Origin of the sequence: Rothia similimucilaginosa (genome assembly GCF_029850875.1) — a bacterium.
Classification (GTDB): Bacteria; Actinomycetota; Actinomycetes; order Actinomycetales; family Micrococcaceae; genus Rothia.
In genome coordinates this window covers 127,384-151,545 of record NZ_JAOVAM010000002.1, presented here as the reverse complement: position 1 = coordinate 151,545, position 24,162 = coordinate 127,384, and the positions used below count along the sequence as shown (strand labels likewise).

At 58.0% G+C, this 24,162-nt stretch carries 24 protein-coding genes; 4 read left to right on the top strand and 20 right to left on the bottom strand.

Annotated elements, in window-relative coordinates; all coding sequences use genetic code 11:
- Nucleotides 1-123: 123 nt before the first annotated feature.
- Both QFX05_RS02240 and clpS read right to left on the bottom strand, forming a co-directional pair.
- Nucleotides 124-738 (bottom strand): DUF2017 domain-containing protein, encoded by a 615-nt coding sequence (locus QFX05_RS02240; protein WP_279740555.1) that lies wholly within the window; start codon nt 736-738, stop codon nt 124-126.
- Nucleotides 738-1,058 carry an ATP-dependent Clp protease adapter ClpS gene (gene clpS, locus QFX05_RS02235; protein WP_279740553.1) on the bottom strand — a complete coding sequence of 107 codons (321 nt, stop codon included), beginning with the start codon at nt 1,056-1,058 and terminating at the stop codon, nt 738-740. The genes QFX05_RS02240 and clpS overlap by 1 nt, the downstream gene beginning before the upstream one ends.
- Nucleotides 1,059-1,275: 217 nt before the next feature.
- Here clpS and QFX05_RS02230 point away from each other — a divergent pair, with 217 nt between their 5' ends.
- Both QFX05_RS02230 and QFX05_RS02225 read left to right on the top strand, forming a co-directional pair.
- Complete coding sequence (locus tag QFX05_RS02230) at nt 1,276-2,574, top strand: nicotinate phosphoribosyltransferase (RefSeq protein WP_279740551.1); 1,299 nt, start codon at nt 1,276-1,278, stop codon at nt 2,572-2,574.
- A gap of 72 nt (nt 2,575-2,646) precedes the next feature.
- Nucleotides 2,647-3,273, top strand: a complete 627-nt coding sequence (locus tag QFX05_RS02225) for an isochorismatase family protein (RefSeq protein WP_279740549.1) — start codon at nt 2,647-2,649, stop codon at nt 3,271-3,273.
- Between the two features lie 324 nt (nt 3,274-3,597).
- Here the strand turns inward: QFX05_RS02225 and QFX05_RS02220 are convergent, their stop codons facing one another.
- From QFX05_RS02220 to QFX05_RS02195, 6 genes are all read right to left on the bottom strand, one after another.
- On the bottom strand, nt 3,598-3,735 hold the full coding sequence (locus tag QFX05_RS02220) for a hypothetical protein (RefSeq protein ID WP_279740547.1): 138 nt from the start codon (nt 3,733-3,735) through the stop codon (nt 3,598-3,600).
- A 204-nt stretch (nt 3,736-3,939) separates the two neighbouring features.
- On the bottom strand, nt 3,940-5,727 hold the full coding sequence (locus tag QFX05_RS02215; RefSeq protein WP_279740545.1) for a DEAD/DEAH box helicase: 1,788 nt from the start codon (nt 5,725-5,727) through the stop codon (nt 3,940-3,942).
- A gap of 267 nt (nt 5,728-5,994) precedes the next feature.
- Complete coding sequence (locus QFX05_RS02210; RefSeq protein WP_279740544.1) at nt 5,995-6,294, bottom strand: DUF3039 domain-containing protein; 300 nt, start codon at nt 6,292-6,294, stop codon at nt 5,995-5,997.
- A gap of 290 nt (nt 6,295-6,584) precedes the next feature.
- Nucleotides 6,585-8,249, bottom strand: coding sequence for a transporter (locus QFX05_RS02205; RefSeq protein ID WP_279740542.1), 1,665 nt, complete (start codon nt 8,247-8,249; stop codon nt 6,585-6,587).
- Entirely contained in the window at nt 8,225-9,208 is a 984-nt protein-coding gene (locus tag QFX05_RS02200) for an ABC transporter ATP-binding protein (RefSeq protein WP_279740540.1), read from the bottom strand. The genes QFX05_RS02205 and QFX05_RS02200 overlap by 25 nt, the downstream gene beginning before the upstream one ends.
- A 299-nt stretch (nt 9,209-9,507) precedes the next feature.
- The gene (locus tag QFX05_RS02195; RefSeq protein WP_279740538.1) at nt 9,508-10,506 is read right to left on the bottom strand and encodes a co-chaperone YbbN; all 999 of its coding nucleotides are present in this window, start codon (nt 10,504-10,506) and stop codon (nt 9,508-9,510) included.
- Between the two features lie 312 nt (nt 10,507-10,818).
- Between QFX05_RS02195 and QFX05_RS02190 the strand changes: the two genes are divergently transcribed.
- The gene (locus tag QFX05_RS02190) at nt 10,819-12,105 is read left to right on the top strand and encodes an AI-2E family transporter (RefSeq protein WP_279740536.1); all 1,287 of its coding nucleotides are present in this window, start codon (nt 10,819-10,821) and stop codon (nt 12,103-12,105) included.
- A gap of 150 nt (nt 12,106-12,255) precedes the next feature.
- Here the strand turns inward: QFX05_RS02190 and QFX05_RS02185 are convergent, their stop codons facing one another.
- Nucleotides 12,256-13,074: an alpha/beta hydrolase gene (locus tag QFX05_RS02185; protein WP_279740534.1), complete on the bottom strand. Its 819-nt coding sequence runs from the start codon at nt 13,072-13,074 to the stop codon at nt 12,256-12,258.
- A gap of 581 nt (nt 13,075-13,655) precedes the next feature.
- Between QFX05_RS02185 and nucS the strand changes: the two genes are divergently transcribed.
- Nucleotides 13,656-14,369 carry an endonuclease NucS gene (gene nucS / locus QFX05_RS02180; RefSeq protein ID WP_279740532.1) on the top strand — a complete coding sequence of 238 codons (714 nt, stop codon included), beginning with the start codon at nt 13,656-13,658 and terminating at the stop codon, nt 14,367-14,369.
- A gap of 225 nt (nt 14,370-14,594) precedes the next feature.
- Here the strand turns inward: nucS and QFX05_RS02175 are convergent, their stop codons facing one another.
- The 11 genes from QFX05_RS02175 to QFX05_RS02125 all read right to left on the bottom strand — a co-directional run bounded on the left by QFX05_RS02175 (nt 14,595) and on the right by QFX05_RS02125 (nt 24,009).
- Nucleotides 14,595-14,852, bottom strand: coding sequence for a F0F1 ATP synthase subunit epsilon (locus tag QFX05_RS02175; RefSeq protein ID WP_279740530.1), 258 nt, complete (start codon nt 14,850-14,852; stop codon nt 14,595-14,597).
- A 2-nt stretch (nt 14,853-14,854) separates the two neighbouring features.
- Nucleotides 14,855-16,318 carry a F0F1 ATP synthase subunit beta gene (gene atpD, locus QFX05_RS02170; protein WP_005507810.1) on the bottom strand — a complete coding sequence of 488 codons (1,464 nt, stop codon included), beginning with the start codon at nt 16,316-16,318 and terminating at the stop codon, nt 14,855-14,857.
- 56 nt (nt 16,319-16,374) lie between these two features.
- Complete coding sequence (locus QFX05_RS02165; RefSeq protein ID WP_279740528.1) at nt 16,375-17,316, bottom strand: F0F1 ATP synthase subunit gamma; 942 nt, start codon at nt 17,314-17,316, stop codon at nt 16,375-16,377.
- Nucleotides 17,317-17,391: 75 nt separating this feature from the next.
- Nucleotides 17,392-19,017, bottom strand: a complete 1,626-nt coding sequence (gene atpA, locus QFX05_RS02160) for a F0F1 ATP synthase subunit alpha (RefSeq protein WP_279740527.1) — start codon at nt 19,015-19,017, stop codon at nt 17,392-17,394.
- A 193-nt stretch (nt 19,018-19,210) separates the two neighbouring features.
- On the bottom strand, nt 19,211-20,023 hold the full coding sequence (locus QFX05_RS02155; RefSeq protein ID WP_279740525.1) for a F0F1 ATP synthase subunit delta: 813 nt from the start codon (nt 20,021-20,023) through the stop codon (nt 19,211-19,213).
- Nucleotides 20,023-20,580 (bottom strand): F0F1 ATP synthase subunit B, encoded by a 558-nt coding sequence (locus tag QFX05_RS02150; RefSeq protein WP_005506460.1) that lies wholly within the window; start codon nt 20,578-20,580, stop codon nt 20,023-20,025. Before QFX05_RS02150 ends, QFX05_RS02155 begins: the two co-directional genes overlap by 1 nt.
- A 51-nt stretch (nt 20,581-20,631) precedes the next feature.
- Nucleotides 20,632-20,835, bottom strand: coding sequence for an ATP synthase F0 subunit C (atpE, locus tag QFX05_RS02145; protein WP_005506461.1), 204 nt, complete (start codon nt 20,833-20,835; stop codon nt 20,632-20,634).
- Between the two features lie 142 nt (nt 20,836-20,977).
- Nucleotides 20,978-21,769 (bottom strand): F0F1 ATP synthase subunit A, encoded by a 792-nt coding sequence (atpB, locus tag QFX05_RS02140; RefSeq protein ID WP_005507804.1) that lies wholly within the window; start codon nt 21,767-21,769, stop codon nt 20,978-20,980.
- Nucleotides 21,770-21,882: 113 nt separating this feature from the next.
- A complete protein-coding gene (locus QFX05_RS02135) occupies nt 21,883-22,143 on the bottom strand; it encodes a hypothetical protein (RefSeq protein ID WP_279740520.1) in 261 nt (86 codons plus the stop codon).
- Nucleotides 22,144-22,171: 28 nt separating this feature from the next.
- Nucleotides 22,172-22,681, bottom strand: coding sequence for a hypothetical protein (locus tag QFX05_RS02130; protein ID WP_279740519.1), 510 nt, complete (start codon nt 22,679-22,681; stop codon nt 22,172-22,174).
- Nucleotides 22,682-22,737: 56 nt separating this feature from the next.
- A complete protein-coding gene (locus tag QFX05_RS02125; protein WP_279740517.1) occupies nt 22,738-24,009 on the bottom strand; it encodes an MraY family glycosyltransferase in 1,272 nt (423 codons plus the stop codon).
- Nucleotides 24,010-24,162 lie beyond the last annotated feature (153 nt).

Sequence of the window (24,162 nt, the reverse complement as noted above, 5' to 3'; positions counted from 1 at the left end):
CCACGTTCTATGCTAACTCGCTAAGGTTACCCTTTTAGTCCGTTGAGCGGTTAGATGAGTCGAGAACCACCATTAAGTGGTTGTATATGACGATAGTTTGAGGGGTAACTCGAAAAATTCGCTCTATTCTTGCTCGGTTGTCTCGCCACATGCTCGACCGGGTGTTTCTTTGTCATCCAGCCCGTCGATCATGGCGAGCATGAGCGAGTCCTGAACCCAGGAGACGAAGTTATACACCACAGCCATGTACTCTTCCTGGGTCTCAATCTCGGAAGGGTCGGTAAACGCCGCAATGTCTTCTGCGGTGTCTTCGTCCACGATGTAGAGGCGGTCGGCGAGCACTAGACGAATATCGCCGAGCGCGGCAGCCCAGGCACGGGCATGTTCCTCGTTCAGGCTCAGGTCCCTGGATTCGATGTCGAATGCGAGCATGGCGAGGTTTGCGCGTTTGGTTTCGCGCAGGTCGCGTTCGGTGTAGCGGCGGTATTCGATGGCGGTCTCGTCGTCGTTGCTTGCGGCCGGTAGCAGGCGCGCTACTGCGCTGTCGGCGGGGAGGGTGGGCTTTTCGGTGATGCCGACCAGCGCCTCCAGCGGGTCGACGGTGCTACCGTCAGCGGTGGTGTCTGCCGGGCGCAGTAGTGCGCGCACGTCTTCGGCGAGTTCGCGGATCAGGTCGCGTTCAGCGGGTTCGAAGGAGGCGGTGTAGCCTCCGGGGGTGCGGCGGAAGGGTCGCGCCATTAGTTTTCTACTTTCTCGAAGGTTGCCAGCAGGCCCCAGGCGTGCATTGCCTGGGTGTGTTTTTCGGCGTCTTCGCGTGAGCCGGTGAAGACGATTGCCTTGCCGTTGTTGTGCACCTGCAGCATGAGCTCTTCGGCGCGGGCGCGGGAATAGCCAAAGTGACCGCGGAAGACGTAGGACACGTAGGTCATGAGATTGACGGGGTCGTTCCAGACGATGACTTTCCAGGGGATGTCTGTGGCGAGGATGTTTTCCAGGGCGGTGTCGAGGTCGGTCTCTTCAAGGGTTCCGGTGGAGAGGGTCACGGCGGTAGTGTTCATTGGTTTCCTTTGCGGCCGGTTCCCTTTGATTATACGGGCGGGTATGTGTTGCCCCTGTGTTCGTCCTGCGCTACTGCGGTGTTTAGACTGCGTTGTTCACACACAGAGTGCTGGTAATTTGTCATACTACAGTACTTAGAGTCAAGAATACTTTATGTAGTGATTGACACGCCGACTCAAGAGGAAAAATACCCTAATTCCCCTCTACAATAAACACATGGCTACTACCTCTCTTCTCACCGATCACTACGAACTGACCATGCTCCAGGCGGCACTCGCATCGGGCGCAGCCAACCGTAAGTGCACCTTCGAAGTCTTCACCCGCCGCCTACCCGCAGGCCGCCGCTACGGTATCCTCGCAGGCACCGGCCGATTCCTCGAAGGCCTCGCAGACTTCCACTTCAACGACGAAGAACTCTCCTTCCTCTCCTCCCGCAACATCGTCAACAAAGAAACCCTCTCCTACCTCGAATCTTTCACCTTCAGCGGCGAGATCCGCGGCTATGCAGAAGGCGAAGCGTTCTTCCCCCACTCCCCCGTCCTGCAGGTCGAAGGTACCTTCGCCGAAGCGTGCGTCCTCGAAACGTACCTGCTGTCCATCCTGAACTTTGACTCCGCCGTGGCGAGTGCAGCCTCCCGCATGAGCGCAGCCGCAGGCAACCGACCCTGCCTCGAAATGGGTTCGCGCCGCGCCCACGAACGCGCCGCCGTCTCCGCTGCACGTGCCGCCGTTATCGCCGGCTTCGTGGGCACCTCCAACCTGGAGGCTGGTCTGCGCTACGGCCTGCACACCATCGGCACCAGCGCCCACGCTTTCACCCTGCTGCACGACAGCGAACGTGAAGCATTCGAGGCACAGCTGCGTTCCCTCGGTGCCCGCACCACCCTGCTCGTCGACACCTACAACGTGGACGAGGCAGTCCGCCTCGGCGTGGAACTCGCTGGCGAAGAGCTCGGGGGTGTGCGTCTGGATTCCGGCGACCTGGTCGCTACCGCGGCACGCGTGCGTGAACTGCTCGACTCGCTCGGCAATACCCACACCAAGATCACCGTCACCAGCGACCTGGACGAGTACGCTATCGCATCCCTGGCGGCAGCACCCGTGGACTCCTACGGCGTGGGTACCAAGCTGGTCACCGGTTCCGGTGCGCCGACTTCCTCCATGGTGTACAAGGTCGTCGAGCGTGAGAACGCCGCTGGTGAAATGCAGCCGGTCGCTAAGGCCTCGGCTGGCAAGGCTTCTATCGGTGGTGCCAAGCGTGCGGCCCGCCGACTCAACGGCATGGGCATTGCGACCGCCGAGGTTCTGGGCACCCACGAGGACCCGAGCCTGCTCGAAGACACCCGCCCGCTCATGGTGGACTTCGTTCGCAACGGCGAACTGCTGCCCGGCTTCACCGGTGAGGAAGGCGTGCGCCGCGCAACCGCCCGCCACGCAGCCTCCCTGGCTGAGCTTCCGGAAGCTGCCCACCGCCTCTCGGAGGGTGAGCCGATCATTCCGACCGAGTTCATCTAAACCATCCTTCTGAGATACTGTTTTCACCTGGCGAATCAGAGTGAAGACCTTCCCTACTTGTAAAGGACAGACATGTCTAAGGCACTGATTATTGTTGACGTGCAGAACGATTTCTGCGCCGGCGGCACCCTCGCTACTGAGCGCGGCGCGGATATTGCCGCGCTGATTAGCGAGTATGTGGAGAACAATCACCACCGCTATGACGCGATTGTTGCCACCCAGGATTGGCATATTGATCCGGGTTCACACTTCTCCGACACCCCGGACTTTGTGGACTCCTGGCCGGTGCACTGCGTCGCGAAGAGCGAAGGCTCACAGATTCATGAGAATCTGGACACCGACTATATTGAGGCGTACTTCCGTAAGGGCCGCTTCGAGGCAGCTTACTCGGGGTTTGAGGGCCTTCTGGCACCCGAGGATGAGGTCGCAACCGGCGAGCACGAACCCGGTGTAGACGCGTCCGAGGGAGGCCCGCAGACTCCCCTGTCGGAGTGGCTGGATGAGCACGGTATCGAGTTCGTCGATATTGTTGGTATCGCGACCGATTATTGCGTGTCGGCAACCGCTCGCGATGCGGTCGATGCAGGATACGAGACTCGCGTATTGGTTGACCTGACCGCGCCCGTGCACGAGGACAAGCTCGACGACGTGGTTGCCGAGCTTGAAGATGAGGGCGTTGAGGTGGTTGAGGTTCTCTAACCTCCACTATCACTGTAGGTAACTCGTCATTTCAGGCGGCGTTGAATATATAGAGACGCAGAATATGCAGAGGCGGGGAGTCTTGGGATGTGCTATCCCAGGCTCCCCGCCTCTAGCGTGCCTATGACTTAGTGTGCCCACGACTCATCGAACGATACAACTCGAGTAGCCGCGGCTACTTAGTCAGCCAAGCTGCCGCGTACCCATTCCAGACCGCAGACCGGGTTAATGCATAGCTGGATCCGGGCAGCGGTGCGGTGAAGCTGAGTTCGCGTATGCCCACCGGGACGGTGAAGGTCTTGGGACCGTTTACCTGTCCTTTGATCATGGGCGGGGGGAGGTGTGGGTTTGTGCGCCATTGGCTGCGTATGCGGGTACTAGGGCGGAAGCCACAATGATGGGCAGTGCCCATGCTGCGCCAGTGAGGATGGTGCGCCGGGTGGGGTGTGCGTTGTGTGGCATGAGGTTTTCTTTCATGGGATTTCAGATGGGTGAATAATTTACACCTTTGTATACTGTGTACAATATTCATTTTCTGGGGTATAGAACCCGAAAAACATTCTCAACTCATCACGCCATAACTTCGCTCAACCAGGCATTTCCGGGCATGAAAAAGCCCCGCGAGCACACACACTTGCGGGGCTTTCCGTACGTTCTATTCACATTCTAGCGTCGACCAACGAACCAGTCCGACAGCTTATCGATACGCGCCTGAATCTGCTCAGCAGAAGCCTGCGCCACCGCCGGGCCGCCACAAATCTTACGCAGCTCATTATGAATCACGCCGTGCGGCTGCCCCGAACGAATCGACCACGCCGCCACATTCTTCGCCAGCTTATTTCGCAGCGCCTTCAGTTGGCGGTGATCCACCACCGAAGGTGCGGCAGTGGCCGGGCGACGTGCCGCATGCTCACGCTGATGCGCTCGCAGCAGCGTACCGACCTGTTCGGCATCTAGCAGACCCGGAATACCCAGGAAGTCTTGCTCCTCCTCGCTACCGACCGCCAAATCACCAGATGCGAACTCGGCGCCGTCGAACAGCACACCGTGAAAGGATGCCTCGGAGCCGAGCGCCTCGAACTTGCCGCGTGCCAGCTGCTCGGAGGCACGCTCCTCGCGGTTTGCTTCTTCGAGCAGGTGGTCGTCCAGACCCTCAACCATGGGGTCGATTTCCTGGGGTGCTCCGCGGTCAAGGGCGTGGTCACGTTCCACTTCCATGTCGTTGGCGAGCATCATCAGCTGCGGCACGGACGGCAGGAACACGGAGGCGGTTTCGCCGCGCTTGCGGGCACGCACGAAACGACCAATCGCCTGCGCGAAGAATAGCGGGGTACTGGTGCTGGTGGCATACACACCCACGGCGAGGCGGGGCACGTCCACGCCTTCGGACACCATGCGCACCGCAACCATCCAGCGTTGCATGCCTTCACGGAATTCGTCAATTTTTGCGGAGGCTTCACGATCGTCAGAGAGGATCACGGCGGGGTATTCGCCGGTGATTTTCTGGATCTGTTCGGCGTAGGCTTTAGCGTCCGCGTGGTCGGTAGCGATGACGAGTGCACCGGCGTCGGGCACGGTGCGGCGCACCTCGGTCAGGCGCTTGTCGGCTGCCGCGAGCACGGTCGGGATCCATTCGCCGTTGGGGTCAAGGGCGGTTCGCCACGCTTGGGAGGTGATATCCTTGGTGAATCCTTCACCAAGGTTTGCCGCCATTTCCTCACCGGCGGAGGTGCGCCAACGCATCTGCCCCGAGTAGGCCATGAAGATGACCGGGCGCACCACGTGGTCCTTCAACGCGGGGCCGTAACCGTAGGAGTAATCTGCCTTGGAGCGGCGGATACCGTCATTGTCGACCTCGTAGGTGACGAACGGAATCGGGGAGGTATCCGAGCGGAACGGGGTACCCGTGAGCGCCACGCGGCGGGTCGCATCGTCGAACGCTTCACGCAGGCCGTCACCCCAGGACAGCGAATCACCTGCGTGGTGAATCTCATCAAAAATCACGAGGGTTTTCGTCGCCTCGGTGTTGCGAGCGTGCAGCTGCGGCTTATTTGCCACCTGCGCGTAGGTCAGCGCCACACCCTTGTAGTGGCGGCTGATGGTTACATCTGCGTTCTTGAAGTTCGGGTCAATGGGAATACCGACCTTCGCGGCAGCGTCTGCCCACTGCTTTTTCAGGTGGTCGGTCGGCGCCACAACAATAAGCTGGCGGACCGTACCGCGGTTGAATAGTTCCTTGGCGAGGGTCAACGCAAACGTGGTTTTACCCGCGCCGGGGGTTGCGACTGCCATGAAGTCGCGGGGGTTGGTTTCGAAGTACTTCTGCATGGCTTCTGCCTGCCAGGCGCGCAGGCTGACGGAGGTACCCCAGGGGGCGCGGTCGGGATATGCCGGGGAGAGCTTCGGCTTCGCCATACTGTCGAATAGTGTGGGTTCCTCTGCGGGTGCGCTCATTCTCTCCTTCTTCCTCGTCTGCATCTGCTGGTTCCATCCGCTGACTCTTCTCCCACGTGTGGAGGTGGTGGGCGTCTGTCGGTCCGGAAACAGCGAGGTTAAATTCTAGCACCACATCCACGGGCTGTTGCCGGGTTGTGGTGCAAGAATTTTGTGCTCGTCAGCAAAGTCTCATGGACGGTGTTGGTCCGTTGAGTCTCGCTGCTGCGTGTTATTCAATCGTATGTATTCAGGCGTATTGCCTGAGGTGTATTTATCTGGCGCGTATTATTCGCCGGAGCCGTTGCCTCCGTCGTTGCCTGGTGCGAGGCCTTCGTAGATTTCCTTGCACTGGGGGCAGACGGGGAACTTCTGCGGGTCACGGCCGGGTACCCACATTTTGCCGCAGAGGGCGCGCACGGGTTCACCGGTCAGCGCCGATTCGAGGATCTTTTCCTTGCGTACGTAGTGGGAGAAGCGCTCGTGGTCGCCGGGCTCAGAAAGCTGGGTTTCTTCGCGTTCGAGCAGGGCGGTGCCGCCTGCGGTTCCGGGGCCAAAGGGGTCTTCGATGCCTTCGATCGAGCTCATGTTTCTCCTTGATAATGAGGCGGGATACATAGGGTGATGGGCGCCGCCGCTCGGTTGGACGATCGGCGCCTTCTCTATTTTAGTAGCAGTTGGGAGGTGCTGAGCCCACGGGCGGTCAATATGGAGGCAGACCACAGCTCGGCCATAGGCTCTTAGTTATTACGGTGAGCTTCTTTCCGCTAGAAGTTCGGGCGGTGCAGAAAAGGGGTTCCGTGCCAGGCTTAGTACCTAACACGGAACCATTCTCGTTTATTCCTGATGTGCTGGAGCTTCAACTCTTGTTAGTTCACTTAGAAGCGTGCCACGCGCTCCAGCATCTTGGAGCTGACCTTGTCGTAGCGGTGACCGCCCCACACCACGCCACCCACGAGCAGGGCGGCACCAATCAGCAGCTGAATTACGCCACCGTAGACGAGGGTCAGCATATCCTGCGTGCGGAAAATATACAGGACAACGGAGATACCGCCGGGTAGTGCGCTGAGCATCACCAGAAGTATAGAGAGCATCAGCAGCAACTGTTTAGCGAAGCCGTCAGTGTTCTTCGGGTTCTTGAACGGGTTAGCACCGGGAGGCGCCACCGGCGGACTGATGAAGGTATCCATCACGCATCCCATGCCAGCCGCCGCGGCGAACACTCCCAGCTGGTGCATCAGCACAATGGGGAAGAGGTCCAGGTGTCCATTTGCTACACAGGCGACGAATATCACCACCACCACGACCGGAACCGTCAAGATGCTGTAGCCCCAGAGACGACCGATGCGGTCATCAATACCGCGCAGCGGGGAGAGTACGTGCAAGCTGAATGCAGTGTTGTCGTATGAGACGAGGTAGCACATGTAGTAGCCGGTGAAGATGGTGCAGAAGTACATCCAGAATCCGAAGAGCTGCATGACGCCGCTATTGATAATCTGGTAGGCTTCAGCCGCGTTGCCGGAGAATTCAACATGAGTCTTACCGGACCCCACAGAACTCAGGAACAGCGGCATACCCACAGTTAGTATCAGGTAAAGCATGGCGGTGCTGACGGCCAGCATCTGCAGACGGTTATCTTTCAGGAATGAGTGCAGGGTTCGTGCCGCTACGACACCTCGCGGGGTTGCGGGGAAGCGAGCGAACAGACCCAAATCACCTGCGGCGACTTCGGCTGCACTCGTATGGTGGGCGCTACCGCTCACATTCGCCATGGAGCGTGCAAGGTTCTTACCCCACAACCACCAACCGCCGGCCAGGTAAACAAGGGTCAAGGCCAGGCAGCCAAGGGCGGCGCCCATATGGCCGGTCGTCATAAAGTAGGGCACCGCGAACGCGGACCCGAAAGGCGTCACACCCAGCCACGGTAAGTAGGGCAGCACTTCATCCCAATGCTCGGTCAGGTAAATCATTGTGCCGCCGAAGATAAAGCCGGCACTCATCATCAGTAGCACAGCAATGATCATCAGGGTATTGGCGATGCGCGGGTTATCGTTCAGCACCATCCCCAGACGGTTTGCGAGACGTGCCCACACCATGAGGTTCGCAAGGCCGAGCACGCAGCAGAGGAGGTACACGATGAGCGCAAGCGGCTGCGATAGAAACGCGATAGCGCCCAGCAGCACCGCAATAATGCTCGCAATACCGGGGATACCCACGAACCCGCCAAGGAACTGGCCTTTCTGCAGGGTGGAGGGTTTGATGGGGAAGAGCACGAATCGGCTCTCGTCCAGGGTGCCGTCCAGTCCGGTAAAGACGATAGGGACGATAGCCCAGGCGAGGGCAAGAACAGCACCTACAAGGAGGGCTCCGAGCTGACCGTATTCAGGGATCTTCGAATTAGCAAGCACGTATGCGGAACCGAGGCTGAAGAGCATACCTCCCGTGTAGAGCACCGCAAAAATCAGGCCGATCAGTGCCCAGATGCTACGGCGGAAGGAAGCGAGCACATACTGCCACTTTAGTGAGACGAGGTGCCCAACCATGACAATCCTTCCGAGGAGGTGCGGCCGCCGACCAACTGCACGAATCGTTCTTCAAGGCTAATGCCTGCGCGTACTTCGTCGACGGTTCCGGCAGCGAGAATACGACCGGAGTCCATGACGGCTACGTGGTCGCACAGGCGCTGAACAAGGTCCATCACGTGCGAGGAGATAATGACAGTTCCGCCGGAGGCAACGAAGCCACGCAGAATGTCCTGAATATTGGCGGCAGAAACCGGGTCGACCGCTTCGAAGGGCTCATCGAGAATCAGCACGGAGGGCGCGTGAACGAGAGCGGCGGCGAGCGCAATCTTCTTGGTCATACCGGCGGAGTAGTCGGCGACGGCACGGCCCGCAGCGTCGGTCAGGTCCATTGCAGTGAGCAGATCCTTGACGCGGGAGGCGACGGTTTCCTTATCGATTCCGTGCAGGTAGCCGGAGTAGGTGATGAGCTGCTCACCGGTGAGCTTGTCGAAGAGGTGCACGCCATCGGGCAGCACGCCCAGGTGTGCTTTGGCTTTGAGCGGGTCGGCCCACATGTCAATACCACGCACGTATGCGGTGCCTTCATCGGGCATGAGCATACCGGTGACCATGGAGATGGTGGTGGTTTTACCGGCACCGTTGCGGCCGACCAGTCCGTAGAAGGATCCGGAGGGGATGTCGAGGTTGATACGGTCGACGGCGACCTTCTGGCCGAATGCCTTGGTGAGGCCGCGGATTTCAATGGCGGGGCAAGCACCAGCCGCAGGTATAGTCTGCGGTGCTACCGATGCGGGAACAGCTGCTGCGGGGGTTGGGAGTGCCTCCGCAGGGGTGTCCGGTACGCGTACAGCTTCCGAGGCTATAGCCTGGGGTACTGCCGCGGCGGGGGCTGCCTCTACTGCGGTCTCTTGTACCGGGTTCTGCGACGAACCTGGCTCATGCGAATCAGGGTTTCGAGAAAAATGACTAGTGTTCATGTTTTCACCCTATCACTCTTGTAAAAAGGTCCACAGGCTTTGGCTATAAAACCCGCATATTACGTATCCGTCGTGCAGTATATGGACATTCCGGGGTGCTATCTGTAGCGTCCTGGCGCGCTATCTGTCAGGTTGGGGTTTCTAATCTCTCCTTCAATAAAACCACCAAAAACCGCAAAAATCAGAGCGGGCTACCGCCTATCCCACAGCCCGAGTACAGGGGTAGACGATAGCCCGTCCGTATTCAAAGTTTCAGCCGGTTAGACCGGCTCATGACGTTTCCCCGGTGACAGCTGTTTTTAGAACAGCGCCATGGTCAGTGCTGCACGCGCTTTGACGGTGCGCGGGTCAGATACACCCACCACGTCGAAGAGCTGCACGAGGCGTTCACGCACACGCGCCTTATCGTCGGGGCCCACTGCGCTAAATAGGCGCAGCAGACGGTTGTAGGAATCTTCCACGTGGCCACCCACCAGATCCAGATCGGCTACATTGAATGCCGCGTCAATATTCATGGGGTCTGCCGCGGCCGCCGCACGTTCGGTTGCCATGTCCAGGTCCTTCACTCGTGAGAGCAGTTCAACCTGTTCCAGGCCGAGCTTCGCTTCCTTATCGCCGGGGTTCTCGGTGATTGCCTTGCGGTATGCGGTGCGGGCGCCCTCCAAGTCACCGCGGTCAAGGGCGGCAACGGCTTCTGCGTGCAGGGGCGGCAGGGGCATTTCATCTTCGGGAACGACCGGGTCGAAACCGCCGGGTAGCTGGTACTGTGCTGCAAGCTGCAGAACCTGGGAGAGCACATCGCCGAGGTCTTCTGTGCTGACCGGCCCGGTGTAAATCGGTGCCGGGCGACCCGCCAGAACAGCAACGCCCGCGGGCACGCCGCTCACGCCGAATGCCTGGGCTACTTCGGGGAGCTTGGTGACGTCCACGGCGGCGCAAATCATGCTACCTGCGGCGGAGTCAACGAGCTTCTGCACGCCTTCGAGCATCTGCAGGGAGGATGGCGAGTGCGGTGCGTAGAGCGCAAAAATCACGGCACCCTGGCTGGAGAGTTGCACGAACTTCTGGAACTCTTCGGGGGTGTTGACCTCGTATCGCCAGGTGGGAGCAGAGCGGGTCTGCTCGCCACCTTGTTCGCCAGCAGACTGTACCGCATTGGGGTTCAGTTCCACCGCGTTGCGTACGGAGGCGGGAATCTTCTGCGCTGCACTGTTCTGTGCTGCACCACCCTGGGCAAGGTTACCCTGCACCGTGTTCTGGGATGTACCGCGGTCTGCCGGATCAAAAATGATGCTCATCCTGGGCTCCTTTACGTTCTGTATCTATTGTTGCGTGTGGGATCTATTGTTGCGTGCCGGCTAGATCCTTCACGCGTTCCTTCCTCTATTATCCCCACAATGGGCCGTTGCGAGCGAGAGTTATCTGCCGCCTACGCTCTGAGCTCATGCCGGGACTAGCACTTATACTAATCCTTGAACAGCGCACAGATAACTCTCACACTTGCGCTCCCCTATCTTTGGGATTCACCGTTGACGTCGTAACCAAGTAAACCAGCCGGTAGAATGGCACAGTAGAGAAAAAATACCCGGAATGATTCGGAAAGGAAGACCATGAGCAAGAAGAAGGCCTCAGCAACTCCCGCAGAGGCTACATCGTCCCCCGAGACGCGTAAAAAGGATTCCCTCACTGATCAGCTAACGGAGACTTTCAGCGAGCTGACCGAAAGCATTAGCCAGGTGCGTTCTAACCGCCGCCGCGCTTCCATGCCCCCTACGGATACCATTCCGGTGGTCCCCGCCGCTTCTGAGGATGCACCTCCCGCACCCAAGGTGGTCGGCAACGGCAAGACCTCGATGATGCATAACCCGGTCGCTTTTGGTTTCCTCATGACCGTGGGCGTGGGTCTAGCGCTCTTCGCCTACTACATTTTCAACAATGTGGGTGCCCTGGTGGGTTGGGTGACCGGTGCTATTTTCATTGCTCTGGGTCTGGACCCGATTGTGCGCCGCCTGGAGTCTTGGGGCATTAAGCGCGGTATCGGCGTGATTGCTGTGCTTGCTGGTTTTGCTGGCGCTGTGACCGCTCTGGTCATGACCATTGGCCCGATTATTAGCGAGCAGGCATCTAAGTTTGTTCAGTACGCGCCGGGTATTTATCAGAACACGATTAATTCTGATTGGTACCACGAGCTTGATCAGCGTTTTAACATCAGCACCTGGGCGAATGAGAATGTCCCGAAGTTCTTGGAATCAACGTTCTCCTCTTCACAGGTCAATAGCTTCATGTCGAGCCTGGTTACTGCTGGATCCACCCTGGCGCAGAGCGTGACCGGCGTGATTATTGTGCTGTTCCTGTCTTTATACTTCCTCACCTCGATGGACACCATCAAGGCATGGGGTGTGCGTCTGGCGCCGTCGTCCAAGCGTGTGCGCGTCAAGTACATTACCGACAAGATTACCGAGTCGGTGGGTAACTACGTGATGGGTCAGGCTCTGGTTGCTGTGCTGAACGCGTTTGTGGCGTTCTTGATTATGACTTTTGTGGGCTTTAGCTTCCCGCAGTTGATGGCTTTGGTCGTCATGATTCTGGCGTTTATTCCGCTGGTTGGTGGCGTGATTGCGCTGATTTTGACCTCGATGATTCTGCTGACTCAGGGCTGGAGCCTGGCGCTGTGGTTTGCGGTGGCGTACTTCCTGTACTTGCAGGTGGAGGCGTATCTAATTTCTCCGCGTATTATGGCTCGCGCTGTATCGGTTCCTGCCGGCGTTGCGATTATTTCGGTGGCTGCCGGTGGCGCACTCTGGGGCGTGCTGGGTGCACTGATTGCTATTCCGGTGGCGGCTTCCATGCTGATTCTGGTCCGTGAGGTATTCATTCCTCGCCAGGACCAACTGTAGTCACCTCCCAGCGGTAGATTCCCTTTAGGTTCTCTACACGCTCGCGGCTCTTCTGCCGAGCAAGCATTTAAGACAAAAGGCGGTGGCTTTGGATATTCTATCCAAAGCCACCGCCTTGATATTTTTGTGCCGTATTTTTATGCCGATCCTTTAGAGCTCAGTGATTTCTTCTGCCACCGGGCCGTTGTATTCGGTGGGCAGCTCGGTGGGTACACCGGTCACAATGCTGACCACGGTGTTGAGGACCTGCTGTACGGACTTCTCGCCCACCCACAGGTGCTTGCACCCCTCAAAGGGAATCACCTGAGTGCGCGGTACAGCCGCGAAACGCTCACGCGCCGCCGGAGGCTGCAGGTAGTCATCATGCTCAGGAACCAGCGCGTACAGCGGGTTCGAGATATTGTTCCATTCGTCCAGCTCAGCCGGGTGCACGCGGTGCAGCGGCGGGGAGAGCAGAATAGCACCGGTGAACTCGTTCGCGTATTCGGGCGCGTACTTGAGCACCAACTCAGTGCCGAAGGACCAGCCAACCAGCCAGGGGTTCGGCAGGGCACGCTCACGTACAAACTTCAGGATTGCATCGAAGTCCTTCTTCTCGGCAAAACCGCCGTCAAAGACGCCTTCACTAGTGCCGCGAATCGAAGAAGTACCACGAGTGTTGAAACGTAGCACCGCAATATTCGACAGCGCCGGCAGGCGGAAGGACGCCTTCTTGTACACGTGCGAGTCCATGTAGCCGCCGTGGGTGGGCAACGGATGGAAGGTCACCAGGGTTGCTTTGACTTCGCCTTCGGGCAGTGCGAGTTCACCGACGAGGCGCTTGCCATCCGCAGTGGTGACGGTGAAGTTCTCGCGGCGCGCAGGAAGCACAGTACGTGCCTTAATGGGGGTGTGTTCAGCAGCGGTGCTGAAGACATAGCGGGCGGGATCGAATTCCTGCTCGCGAGTGGTATCGGCGTTGTTGCTCATTGCGTTCCTTCAAGAATTGGATTCGAGAATGTGGTCTTGGGCTGCACCTTATGTGCAGTGTTCAGCCTATTTGCGGCGGGTGCGCCAGCAATGCTGATGCCAGTGTCTGCGCTCATCAATGGCGCGGCTACGGCCCATCCTATGGCTTTCTTGCCACACCACCAGATGCGCTGTTCTGGGTGGAATCGGGCGGTAGCATTCGGGGCATGTGTAGGTTTTTTGGGCGTTGACGGCTGGAATGTATTGCACCAGCCAGTCACCGTATCGGTCACGTTCTAGTCGGGGCGTAGGGTCGAGAATCCTGCTAATATCACGCCCTGCGGGTGCTTGACGGTGCCACTTATCGCTGGTGGTGCCGGATGCTCGCCTGCCGGGATGATTTTTACGTGCCATGAGCCCTATTCTACCGCGCCACTCAACTATCTCTACCTACCAGCCCTGCCGCTGTTCGCTATGCGCTCTTCCTCATCCGGAGGCAGTACTCCTCCCCGCTTTGTGCCGCGACCTGCATCGAGCTCAGGTTCCCTAGCTCATACCCTCACCTGCTAGAGCCAAGCACTCGTACCTGCTAGAGTGGACGGATGCGTATTGTCATTGCTGAATGCTCCGTAGATTATGAGGGCCGCCTTCGCGCCCACCTGCCCCGCGCTACCCGCCTACTAATGGTCAAGAATGACGGCTCCGTCCTCATTCACTCCGACGGTGGTTCCTACAAGCCCCTGAATTGGATGAGCCCTCCCTGCTCCCTGCTGGTGGCTGAGCGCAAGGACGTTCCGCAGAGCATCCGTGAGGAACTGGAGTCTGATGTTCAGCAACTGTGGACCGTACAGGCGGCTAAGAGCGATGACCGCCTCATGATTCGTATCTACAAGATTGAGCACGAGCACGCCACCGACCTGGGTGTTGACCCCGGCCTCATCAAGGACGGTGTGGAGGCTGACCTGCAGCGTCTACTTGCCGAGCAAATCCACACTCTCGGTGATGGCTATTCGCTGGTGCGCCGCGAGTACCCAACCGCTATCGGTCCGGTAGACATCATGGCGAAGGATGCGCACGGCATCTCCGTGGCGGTTGAGCTTAAGCGTGTGGGCGATATTGACGGTGTTGAGCAGCTTACCCGTTATCTGGAGCTGCTCAACCGTGACCCGCTGCTGGCTCCGGTGCGCGGCGTGTTTGCGGCACAGACGATTAAGCCGCAGGCTCGTACCCTGGCTGAGGACCGCGGTATCCGCTGCGTGAGCCTGGACTACGATGCGATGCGCGGCGTGGACGATTCGGCTGACCGCCTGTTCTAAACGGCTCTAGCTAGGCGGCTACACATAGAGTGAGGGGGCCTCCCAACCGTGGGAGCCCCCCCCTTTCTGTGCGCATCATCTTTCTAGGCACGCTATTGTTTTGCGCGCTCTCTTTTTGCGCACATGACCTGTCCCGTATACACCAATCGCCGGTGCCCTTCCCCTGTCGAGGAGGAACACCGGCGAGGTGTACACACTGTCAATTCCCCGTGTGGGGAACCGGCTTTAGATATGTGTGTGCTTTGCAGCGATGGTCACGTGGTCGTTCGAGACGGTCAAGAAACCTGCGTTGAGGATGGTCTTAATGGGCTCACCCTCAATAGGTTCAATGAGCAGCTCGCCGTCCTGTGCCAGCAGCGTGCAGGTGGGGATCATACCCGGCAGGATACCAAGGTCACCGCTAACGGAGCGTGCACGAACGTACTTCGCTTCGCCAGTCCACACGACGCGTTCGCGGGAAACAACTTCAACTTTCAGAGCCATGATTACTTAGCTCCAGTCTGTGCCTTGATTTCCTCGTAGCGGCGCATAACGTCGTCCATACCACCAATGTTGTAGAACGCCTGCTCGGGGATGTGATCGACATCGCCGTTGCAGATCATCTGGAAGGACTCGATGGTGTCCTTCAGCGGAACGGTCGAACCCTCGACACCGGTGAACTGCTTTGCAGTGTAGGTGTTCTGGGAGAGGAACTGCTCGATACGACGTGCACGTGCCACGACAATCTTCTGTTCCTCGGAGAGCTCGTCCACACCCAGAATCGCGATGATGTCCTGCAGTTCCTTGTTTTCCTGCAGAATAGCCTTCACGCGAATTGCGGTGTCGTAGTGCTCCTGGCCGATGTACTGTGCGTCCAGAATTCGGGAGGTGGAGGACAGCGGGTCAATTGCCGGGTACAGACCGCGCGATGCGATTTCACGAGAGAGCTCGGTGGTCGCATCCAGGTGCGCGAAGGTGGTTGCCGGCGCCGGGTCGGTGTAGTCATCCGCAGGCACGTAAATTGCCTGCATGGAGGTGATGGAGTGACCGCGGGTGGAGGTAATGCGTTCCTGCAGCAGACCCATTTCGTCCGCCAGGTTCGGCTGGTAACCCACTGCGGAGGGCATGCGGCCCAGCAGGGTGGAAACCTCAGAACCTGCCTGCGTGAAACGGAAGATGTTGTCGATGAACAGCAGCACGTCCTGGTTCTGAACATCGCGGAAGTACTCCGCCATGGTCAGACCGGTCAGTGCCACGCGCAGACGGGTTCCCGGGGGCTCATCCATCTGGCCGAATACAAGAGCGGTGTCCTTCAGAACGCCTGCTTCTTCCATTTCGACCCACAGGTCGTTACCCTCACGGGTACGCTCGCCAACACCGGTGAACACGGAGGTACCACCGAAGTTACGAGCCACGCGGGTAATCATTTCCTGGATCAGCACGGTCTTACCCACGCCTGCACCACCGAATAGACCAATCTTACCGCCCTTAATGTAGGGGGTCAGAAGGTCGATGGACTTAATACCGGTCTCCAGCATTTCGGTGGAGCCTTCCAGCTCTGCGAAGCCGGGAGCGGCACGGTGAATCGGCCAGTAGGTGTCAGCCTTGATCTCGGAGTTCGGCACGTCGAGTGCGTCACCGAGAACATTGAAGATGTGGCCCTTCACGCCGTCACCAACGGGGACGGAGATCGGTGCGCCGGTATCGACTACAGCCTGACCACGGACCAGGCCGTCAGTCTGCTGCAGGGAGATAGCGCGAACGATTGAGTCGCCCAGGTGCTGTGCGGTCTCGAAGGTGATGGTGCGGGTGCGACCGTCGAGGGTCAGCTCGGTGGTCAGAGCGTTGTAAATCTCGGGGACCTGACCGGCGGGGAACTCGACGTCGACCACGGGGCCGATGACGCGGGCAATACGACCCGTTGCGCCCTGAGTCGGTGCGGAGACCGATTCGTTGTAGGTGGCAGTCATATTTCTCACTTACTTAGAAAGTTTGGACAGTTGATGGCTTCGTTGGCGTACCAATACTAGGAGCCGAGGGCGTCTGCGCCGCCCACGATTTCAGAGAGCTCCTGAGTAATTTCCGCCTGACGTGCGTTGTTCATCAAACGGGTGTACTTGGTAATCAGCGTCTCAGCGTTGTCACCTGCGGTCTTCATTGCGCGCTGGCGGGATGCCAGCTCACTTGCTGCTGCCTGCAGGAGGCAGGAGAAGATACGGGATGCAACGTAGCGCGGCAGCAGCTCGTTGAGTACTTCCTCAGCGGAGGGTTCGAACTCGAAGGATGCCGCCTGCTCGTACTCAGCCTTGGTCAGTTCCTGGTCGGGAACGATTTCCTCGCCCATAGCCTTTGCGTCAGCCACGTGGATGGGCAGCAGGCGCAGAATCTTAGGTTCCTGAACAACCATCGATTTGAACTCGGTGTACACGATGTGCAGTTCGTCTACGCCGCCCTCTTCGATGGGCAGGTCGTAGGCTTCGAGCAGCGCGTCACGAATTTCGACGGCGGTTTCAACACGAGGTGCATCGGTGTGGCCCTCCCACGCACGGGCGTAGGGGCGCTCACGGAACTCAAAGTAAGCCTTTGCCTTACGACCGACCAGGTACAGCTGTACCTCCTGGCCGTTAGAGCGCAACCTCTCAATCAGAGATTCAGTACGACGCAGGATAGCCGAGGAGTACGAACCAGCCAGGCCGCGGTCGCTGGTAATAACCAGGATTGCGGAGCGGCGGTGTTCGTAGGTTCCGAACTCGTGCGGCTTATGAATCAGCGGGTGTTCGATACCATGCTGAGTCGCAACCGCAGTCACCACACGGGTCAGAGCGTTTGCGTAGGGGCCGGCTGCCTGAGCAGCATTACGAGCCTTGTTAATGCGGGAGGTCGCGATCATCTCCATCGCCTTGAAGATTTTCTTCATAGACGACGTCGAAGCAATCTTCTGTCGGTAAACCCTAATCTGGGCTCCCATAGAGCTTCCTTTCTCCTTGCTTTCTGCCCCGCCCCAGCCTCATAGCTGAGGCGGGGAGAAGGCGAGGACTAATCGCTAACCGATGGTTTCCTGAGTGATTTCGCTATCGTGAGCTGCCTTGTGTTCCTCGTGACCTGCGTTGACGAGGTGGCTGCTACCCTCAGACTTGAAGCCCTGCTTGAATTCAGCAACTGCAGTCTTCAGCGCGGCAACGGTGTCATCCTCAAGTTTGCCGGAGGAAGCGATATCGGTCAGTACCGAGGTCTTGTGACGCAGGTACTCGATGAAGCCTTCTTCGAAGCGCAGCACGTCGGAAACCTCAATGTCATCGAGGTGACCGGAGGTACCAGCCCAAATGGAGACAACCTGCTCTTCAACTGCGTACGGGGTGTACTGCGGCTGACGTAGCAACTCGGTCAGGCGAGAACCGCGGGTCAGCTGTGCCTTGGTAGCGTCGTCCAGGTCGGATGCAAACATTGCGAACGCTTCCATCGAACGGTACTGTGCCAGCTCCAGCTTCAGGGTACCAGAGACCTTCTTCATAGCCTTGGTCTGTGCGGCACCACCAACACGGGAGACGGAGATACCTACGTCAACTGCCGGACGCTGGTTAGCGTTGAACAGGTCGGACTGCAGGAAGATCTGGCCGTCGGTAATGGAGATGACGTTGGTCGGAATGAAGGCGGAAACATCGTTTGCCTTGGTCTCAATGATCGGGAAGCCGGTCATCGAGCCAGCACCGAGGTCGTCAGAGAGCTTAGCGCAGCGCTCCAGCAGACGGGAGTGCAGGTAGAAGACGTCACCGGGGTATGCTTCACGTCCCGGCGGGCGGCGCAGCAACAGGGACACAGCACGGTATGCTTCTGCCTGCTTCGACAGGTCGTCGAAGATGATGAGGACGTGCTTGCCACCGTACATCCAGTGCTGGCCGATAGCCGAACCGGTGTAGGGTGCCAAGTACTTGAAGCCTGCTGCGTCGGATGCAGGAGATGCCACGATGGTGGTGTACTCCAGCGCGCCACGAGTCTCAAGGGTGTGGCGGACAGCTGCAATGGTGGATGCCTTCTGGCCAACAGCCACATAGATGCATCGAACCTGCTTGTCGGGGTCACCGGAAGCCCAGTTGTCCTTCTGGTTCAGAATGGTGTCGATCGCGATAGCGGTCTTACCGGTCTGGCGGTCACCAATGATCAGCTGACGCTGACCGCGACCGATCGGAATCATCGAGTCGATTGCCTTCAGACCGGTCTGCAGCGGCTCGTGAACCGACTTACGCTGGGTCACGCCGGGAGCCTGCAGCTCCAGTGCGCGGCGGCCTTCGGACTCAATGGGGCCAAGGTCATCGATCGGGTTACCAAGGGGGTCAACAACGCGACCGAGGTACGCGTCACCAACCGGCACCGAGAGGACCTCACCGGTGCGGTGTACGACCTGGCCCTCTTCAATACCGGTGAAGTCGCCCAGGACAATCACACCAATATTGCGGGTATCCAGGTTCTGTGCGAGGCCGAGGGTGCCGTCTTCGAAACGAAGCAGCTCATTCGCCATAACCGAGGGAAGACCCTCGACACGAGCGATACCGTCGGAGGCCGATACAACTCGACCCACCTCAACACGTTCTGCATTGCCGGGTTCATAAGACGCTGCAAACTCGTTCAGCGCATTACGGACATCGTCGGCATTGATGGTCAGTTCGGCCATCTTGTGTCCCTGCTCTCTCATTGTGGTTGCATTCCGATAACGGAACCAACCGAAACTTGCAATTCGGGTTGAACGGGTGGGCAATGCCACTGCTTCTGTTTCTGTGAAGGGGGCATATGCAACGCACCCGCTACCCGAGGTATCTTCTAAATCACCGTTGCGACGAACGGTCCAGCGTCGCTAGCTTGAGCCGCTAGCCGATGGCACGAGCCAGATCGGACATACGGGTCTCGACGGTACCGTCGATCACCTCGTCGCCCACCTGAACACGCAGACCACCCAGAACGGCGGGGTCCACCGAAACGTCGAGCTTCAGCTCACGGCCGTACACGGCGTTGAGCGCACGACCGAGACGTTCAAGCTGTACCTGCGACAGCGCAATCGCGCTAGTTACTCGCGCAATGTAACGGTTCTGTCGCGTGACGATGATTTCTGCGAACTCATCGGCTACCCGTGCAGCGTGACGGCCGCGGGGGTTGGAGCCAACTCGTTCGAGCAGAAGCACACCTTCGGCAGTGGTGGCGGGGCCACCGAGCGCCACGGCGAGCTTCTTCTTTGCTTCTTTGCTTGCCTGATGGTCGGACAGCGCTTCCTGCGCCTGAGTGTTGGATTCAACGGTACGCACAAAGGTGAGTAGTTCGTTGAGTACCTCGTCCAGGGCGTCCACGCCACCGCGAGACTGAGCCGATGCGGTCACGGCGAGTACTGCTGCATACTCCAGGGCATTCGCCAGATCAGCATCATCAGACCAGCGCTGAGCCACCGCATTGGTGAGAACAGCCATAGCCTGAGAAGAGATCTTGCCGCCGAAGACGGTGTTAGCGATACCCTGACGTGCTGCTGCATCACGCGAAGAATCGGTGACAGCACGGCGCAGGGTGCCGTTGTGGTCGAGAACATCAACCACAGCGAAAAGCTCGCTCGCCAGGTTCAGGGGTTGCAGGGAAGCGTGAGCTTCCAGTACCTCTTCCACCTTGCTCAGTGATTCAGTAGATACTCCTGCCATTACCGAGCCGCACCTGCGTTCTGCTTCTCGGTTTCAAGGTCAGCAAGAAAACGATCTACCACACGGGCCGATCGCTCATCATCGTTGAGGGCTTCGCCCACAATCTTGCCGGCAAGGGTCGTAGCAAGAGTGCCAACCTCGGAACGGAGGGACACTGCTGCTGCCGCACGCTCTGCCTCGATAGCCTTTGCCGCATTATCGCTAATACGCTGAGCCTCAGCGGTTGCACGCTCGCGAGCATCGGCAATAATTGCCTCGCCCTCTGCGCGTGCCTCTTCACGAATCTTCTGAGCCTCCAGTCGAGCGCTTTCGAGCTGCTGGGTGTACTCATCGCGAGCCGCTGCAGCCTCTGCCTGTGCCTTCTCGGCCTTGGCAAGGCCACCTTCGATTGCTTCCTTACGGTCCTGGTAGATCTTCTCGAACGCCGGGACAACGTACTTAGCAACGATGTAGTAGAGGATCAGGAATCCGATGAGGGTAATGACAATTTCCCCGACGTCGGGAATCAAGGGGTTCGAAGTTGCCTCCGCTCCCCCATCGCTTGCCAGATAAATCATGGAGGGAATCCTGTTCTATGGGATGGGTCGTTTAGGATGTGGCAGAGCCGGTTACTTGATGAAGACGAGAACCAGGCCCAGAATTGCCAGTGCCTCGACCAGTGCGAAGCCCAGGAACAGCATGGGCTGCAGGGTCTTCTGGGACTCGGGCTGACGAGCAACGCTGGTCATGTATGCCGCGAAGATCAGACCCACGCCGATGCCGCCGCCAATAGCTGCCAGACCGTAGCCAACCGCAGTGATGGAACCAACCATTATTTTTCCTTTCAACAGTGTTCGACCGGGAACATACCCGAACCGAACAGAGTTTGATTTGAGTTATAGCCCGCACAGTGAACGTGTGGGTTGCTTTATTCACGCCCAATGACGAACGTGAAAATCTAAAAAACTAGAGAGTTTAGTGCCCCTCGGAAACCGAGCCCTGCAGGTACACAGCCAGCAACAGAGCGAACACATAAGCCTGGATGCACTGAATCATGAATTCCAGGAAGTACAGGAACATGCCCAGAGCACCGGGTGCAATAGCAGCCAGGTAGCCGATGCCGCCCAGGGTCTCAACCATGTAGGTCACCATGCTGGATGCAACCATCAGCGCCAGGTGACCACCGAACATGGTCGCAAAGAGACGCAGTGCGTGAGTTGCGGGACGAATCAGCAGGTTCGAGAAGAACTCGATCGGGATCAGGATGGGGTAAATCCACACCGGCAGACCCGACGGCATGGTGATGTCCTTGAAGAAGCCGCCCAGGCCCTTGCGCTTGATACCAACACCAACCCAGGTCAGGTATGCGACGCCAGCCAGCGCGTAGGCGCTACCGGGGTGGGAGAAGGAGGGCAGCTGAACAAACGGAATCGAACCGAAGAGGTTGTTCACCAAAACAAAGAAGAAGGAGGCGAAGAGAATCGGCACGAAAGGCTTGTAGTGCTGTACGCCCAGGGTTTCCTTGCCGAGGGAGTTACGAGCAAACATGTAGCCAGACTCAGCGATGAACTGAGTCTTGCCAGGAACCATGGCGCGCTTACGTGCTGCGGTGAGGAAGAATACCGCGATAATCACCACGGACAGCAGAATCAGTACGTTCTGCTTACCGAATGCGAAATCACCAATGGTGAAGAAGGGGGGCAGATGCATGTCTTCGGGGGTCGGCGGCACATAGGCTTCCGCGAGGATCAACCCGTTCTCGATCAAAGCAAGTCCTTTCTTGCTACTAGTGGCTATCAAGAGCCCATGTCTGCCTATAAAACGACTGACATGCTAACTACATGGATGAATGTGTGACCTAGCGGTCCGCGTTCGATGACCTAGCGGTCTTTATTCTGCCTGGTCATATGGGTAAAGACGAGGGTCAAACCTCCAACGGCGCCAATCAAGACACCAACCCACACCAGCCAGGTAGTGGAGAAGACCAGGTCACCAAGGTAACCGATGCCTCCCCACACTGCTACACCGATGATCAGATAGAGAATCGACATGACTGCGCCGGAGAGACCTCCGTCAGATACCAAGTCTCCGGTAGAGCGGAGCTTTTTATCTCCGTCCCACCATTTCTTCTCTTCGGCCAAACGTATTTCCTTTCAAACACCGATCGCGTTACCGACCATGGTCTTCTAGATCGGTGTCGAAGTATAGAATTCTCAGTCGTGCGATGCTGACCGTTTCAATAACAATCCACAGAATCACACCGGTACATGCGCCTGCGAGAGTCCAACCGTGCCTCAGACTCTCGGGGAACGGCACAAAAATCAATACCAGACCAAGTAGGGCAATCTTCACAAGGTAGCTCACCACCAGCGATTTGGGTACACCCCAGTCTAAAATGGGAGCAACCAACATAACTAATACGCCCAGAGTGAAGCATATATAGATTATCAGAAAGCCCAAAGTTATTCCTAGCGCGCCCACAGGGCCCGCAAACAGGTATGCACTCATCATACCGCCCAACCAAGCCAGCAGAGAGTAAGCCGATACCCTATAGAACAAAAATTTCCAGGAAAGCTCCTGGCTCTCAAAAGAAGAGGCCGTCAAACCTGCTTGAGCACGCTCTCGGCGGCGTTTCTGCTGCCATCTACGTTCCGCCGGCGGATACCACAGAACGTCCACCAAGCGCCTCCATAGAGGCTCAACAGGAACCTGAGATTTGGGCTGTCCAAAAACCATTAGTGTTTCTCCCCACGGTTCTGATTTGACTGAGTGGAAGAAAGGGGAGCAGAAGAGGACTGACCCGCACGATCTTTCACAGAATCGGGCATAATCGGCTCCGGATGCAACAAGGTCGGCTCCACATTCTCAGGAGTCGCCGGAACACCAGTTGCAGAAGTCAACGAACCAGTAGCAGGCTCCGAAACAGTCTTCTTCGTCTTAGGAGCCGATGCAAAATGCTTCGACAAATCAATCGCAGAAGCAGGAGCCACGCCGCCAAAGAGCTGCGGCATACGCAGATACACCGCCAACACGGCAAGAGCCACCATCACCACACCCACAGTTGCCACCACAGATCCTGCAGCATACAGGTCAGATGCGAACGCCAGCAGCACCCACACCAGAATCGTCGTACCCGTCACCACAGCAGTCGAACCAAGGTGACTGAAACCAACATCCGTCAGACGCTGATAAGTGTGAGTACGGTGCGGCTTGTACCACTGCTCCCCCGCCATAAAACGACGGAACAGAGTAATACCAGCATCCGCAAGGTAGGTCACCAGCGGAGCAAAAGACAGCAGGAACGGAACATCTGCAAACCACGCACCCACAGCCATCGCACCCAGCGCCGCACCCAAAACATAAGAACCCGCATCGCCCAAAAACACGTTCTTACCAGGGCGCACGTTCCACGGCAGGAACGCCGCAAAAGCACCAGCAACAGCCACACCAGCCAAAGCCAGCCACGGCAGGTTCACCATCCAGCCGGTCAGCGCATAAGCCAAACCAGCCACCAGACCGTGAGCACCAGAAATGCCGTTAATGCCGTCCATAAAGTTCGCCACGTTAATGTATCCGGCAATAAAAATCGCGCCCAGAATCAGCAGCAGAACGTTCGTGCCCTGCACCGCCGCAAAGCTTACGCTCACCAGCACACCAATCACCAGTTGCAGGCCCGCACGACGCATAATACTCACGCCGTGAATATCCTCCAGCCAGCCCAAAGCAAGAGCGCACAAAATCGCCACGGCAATCGTCACCGCCAGTTGCAAAGACTCAGAAGAACGGTATGTCCAGCCGAACATAGTAGCCATCACAAACGCCAGCAGAGTCGCCGCAGCAGTCGCCAGACCCATACCGCGGTAGGTCGGAGCAGTATGCGAAGAACGTTCATTAGGAACATCCACCATATTATTGCGGTGCAAAATCGGGCGCACCGCAAACGGCAAAAGGGCACCCAAAACAAAAGCAAGAGCAAAAATACTCAATAGCTCAGAAAAGGAGGTCATACCAGCTCCAAGGCATTGCGCCGTCGAAGCTGGAACCAAGCTCCAGAATCGCGGCTGAGGGACGATGTGTGTGCAGTATATGTTTACTTCGTATTCTATAAAACTATTCACCAACGCGGGGTTAGCCTTCACAGAATCCAGTGCCGCGCAAAG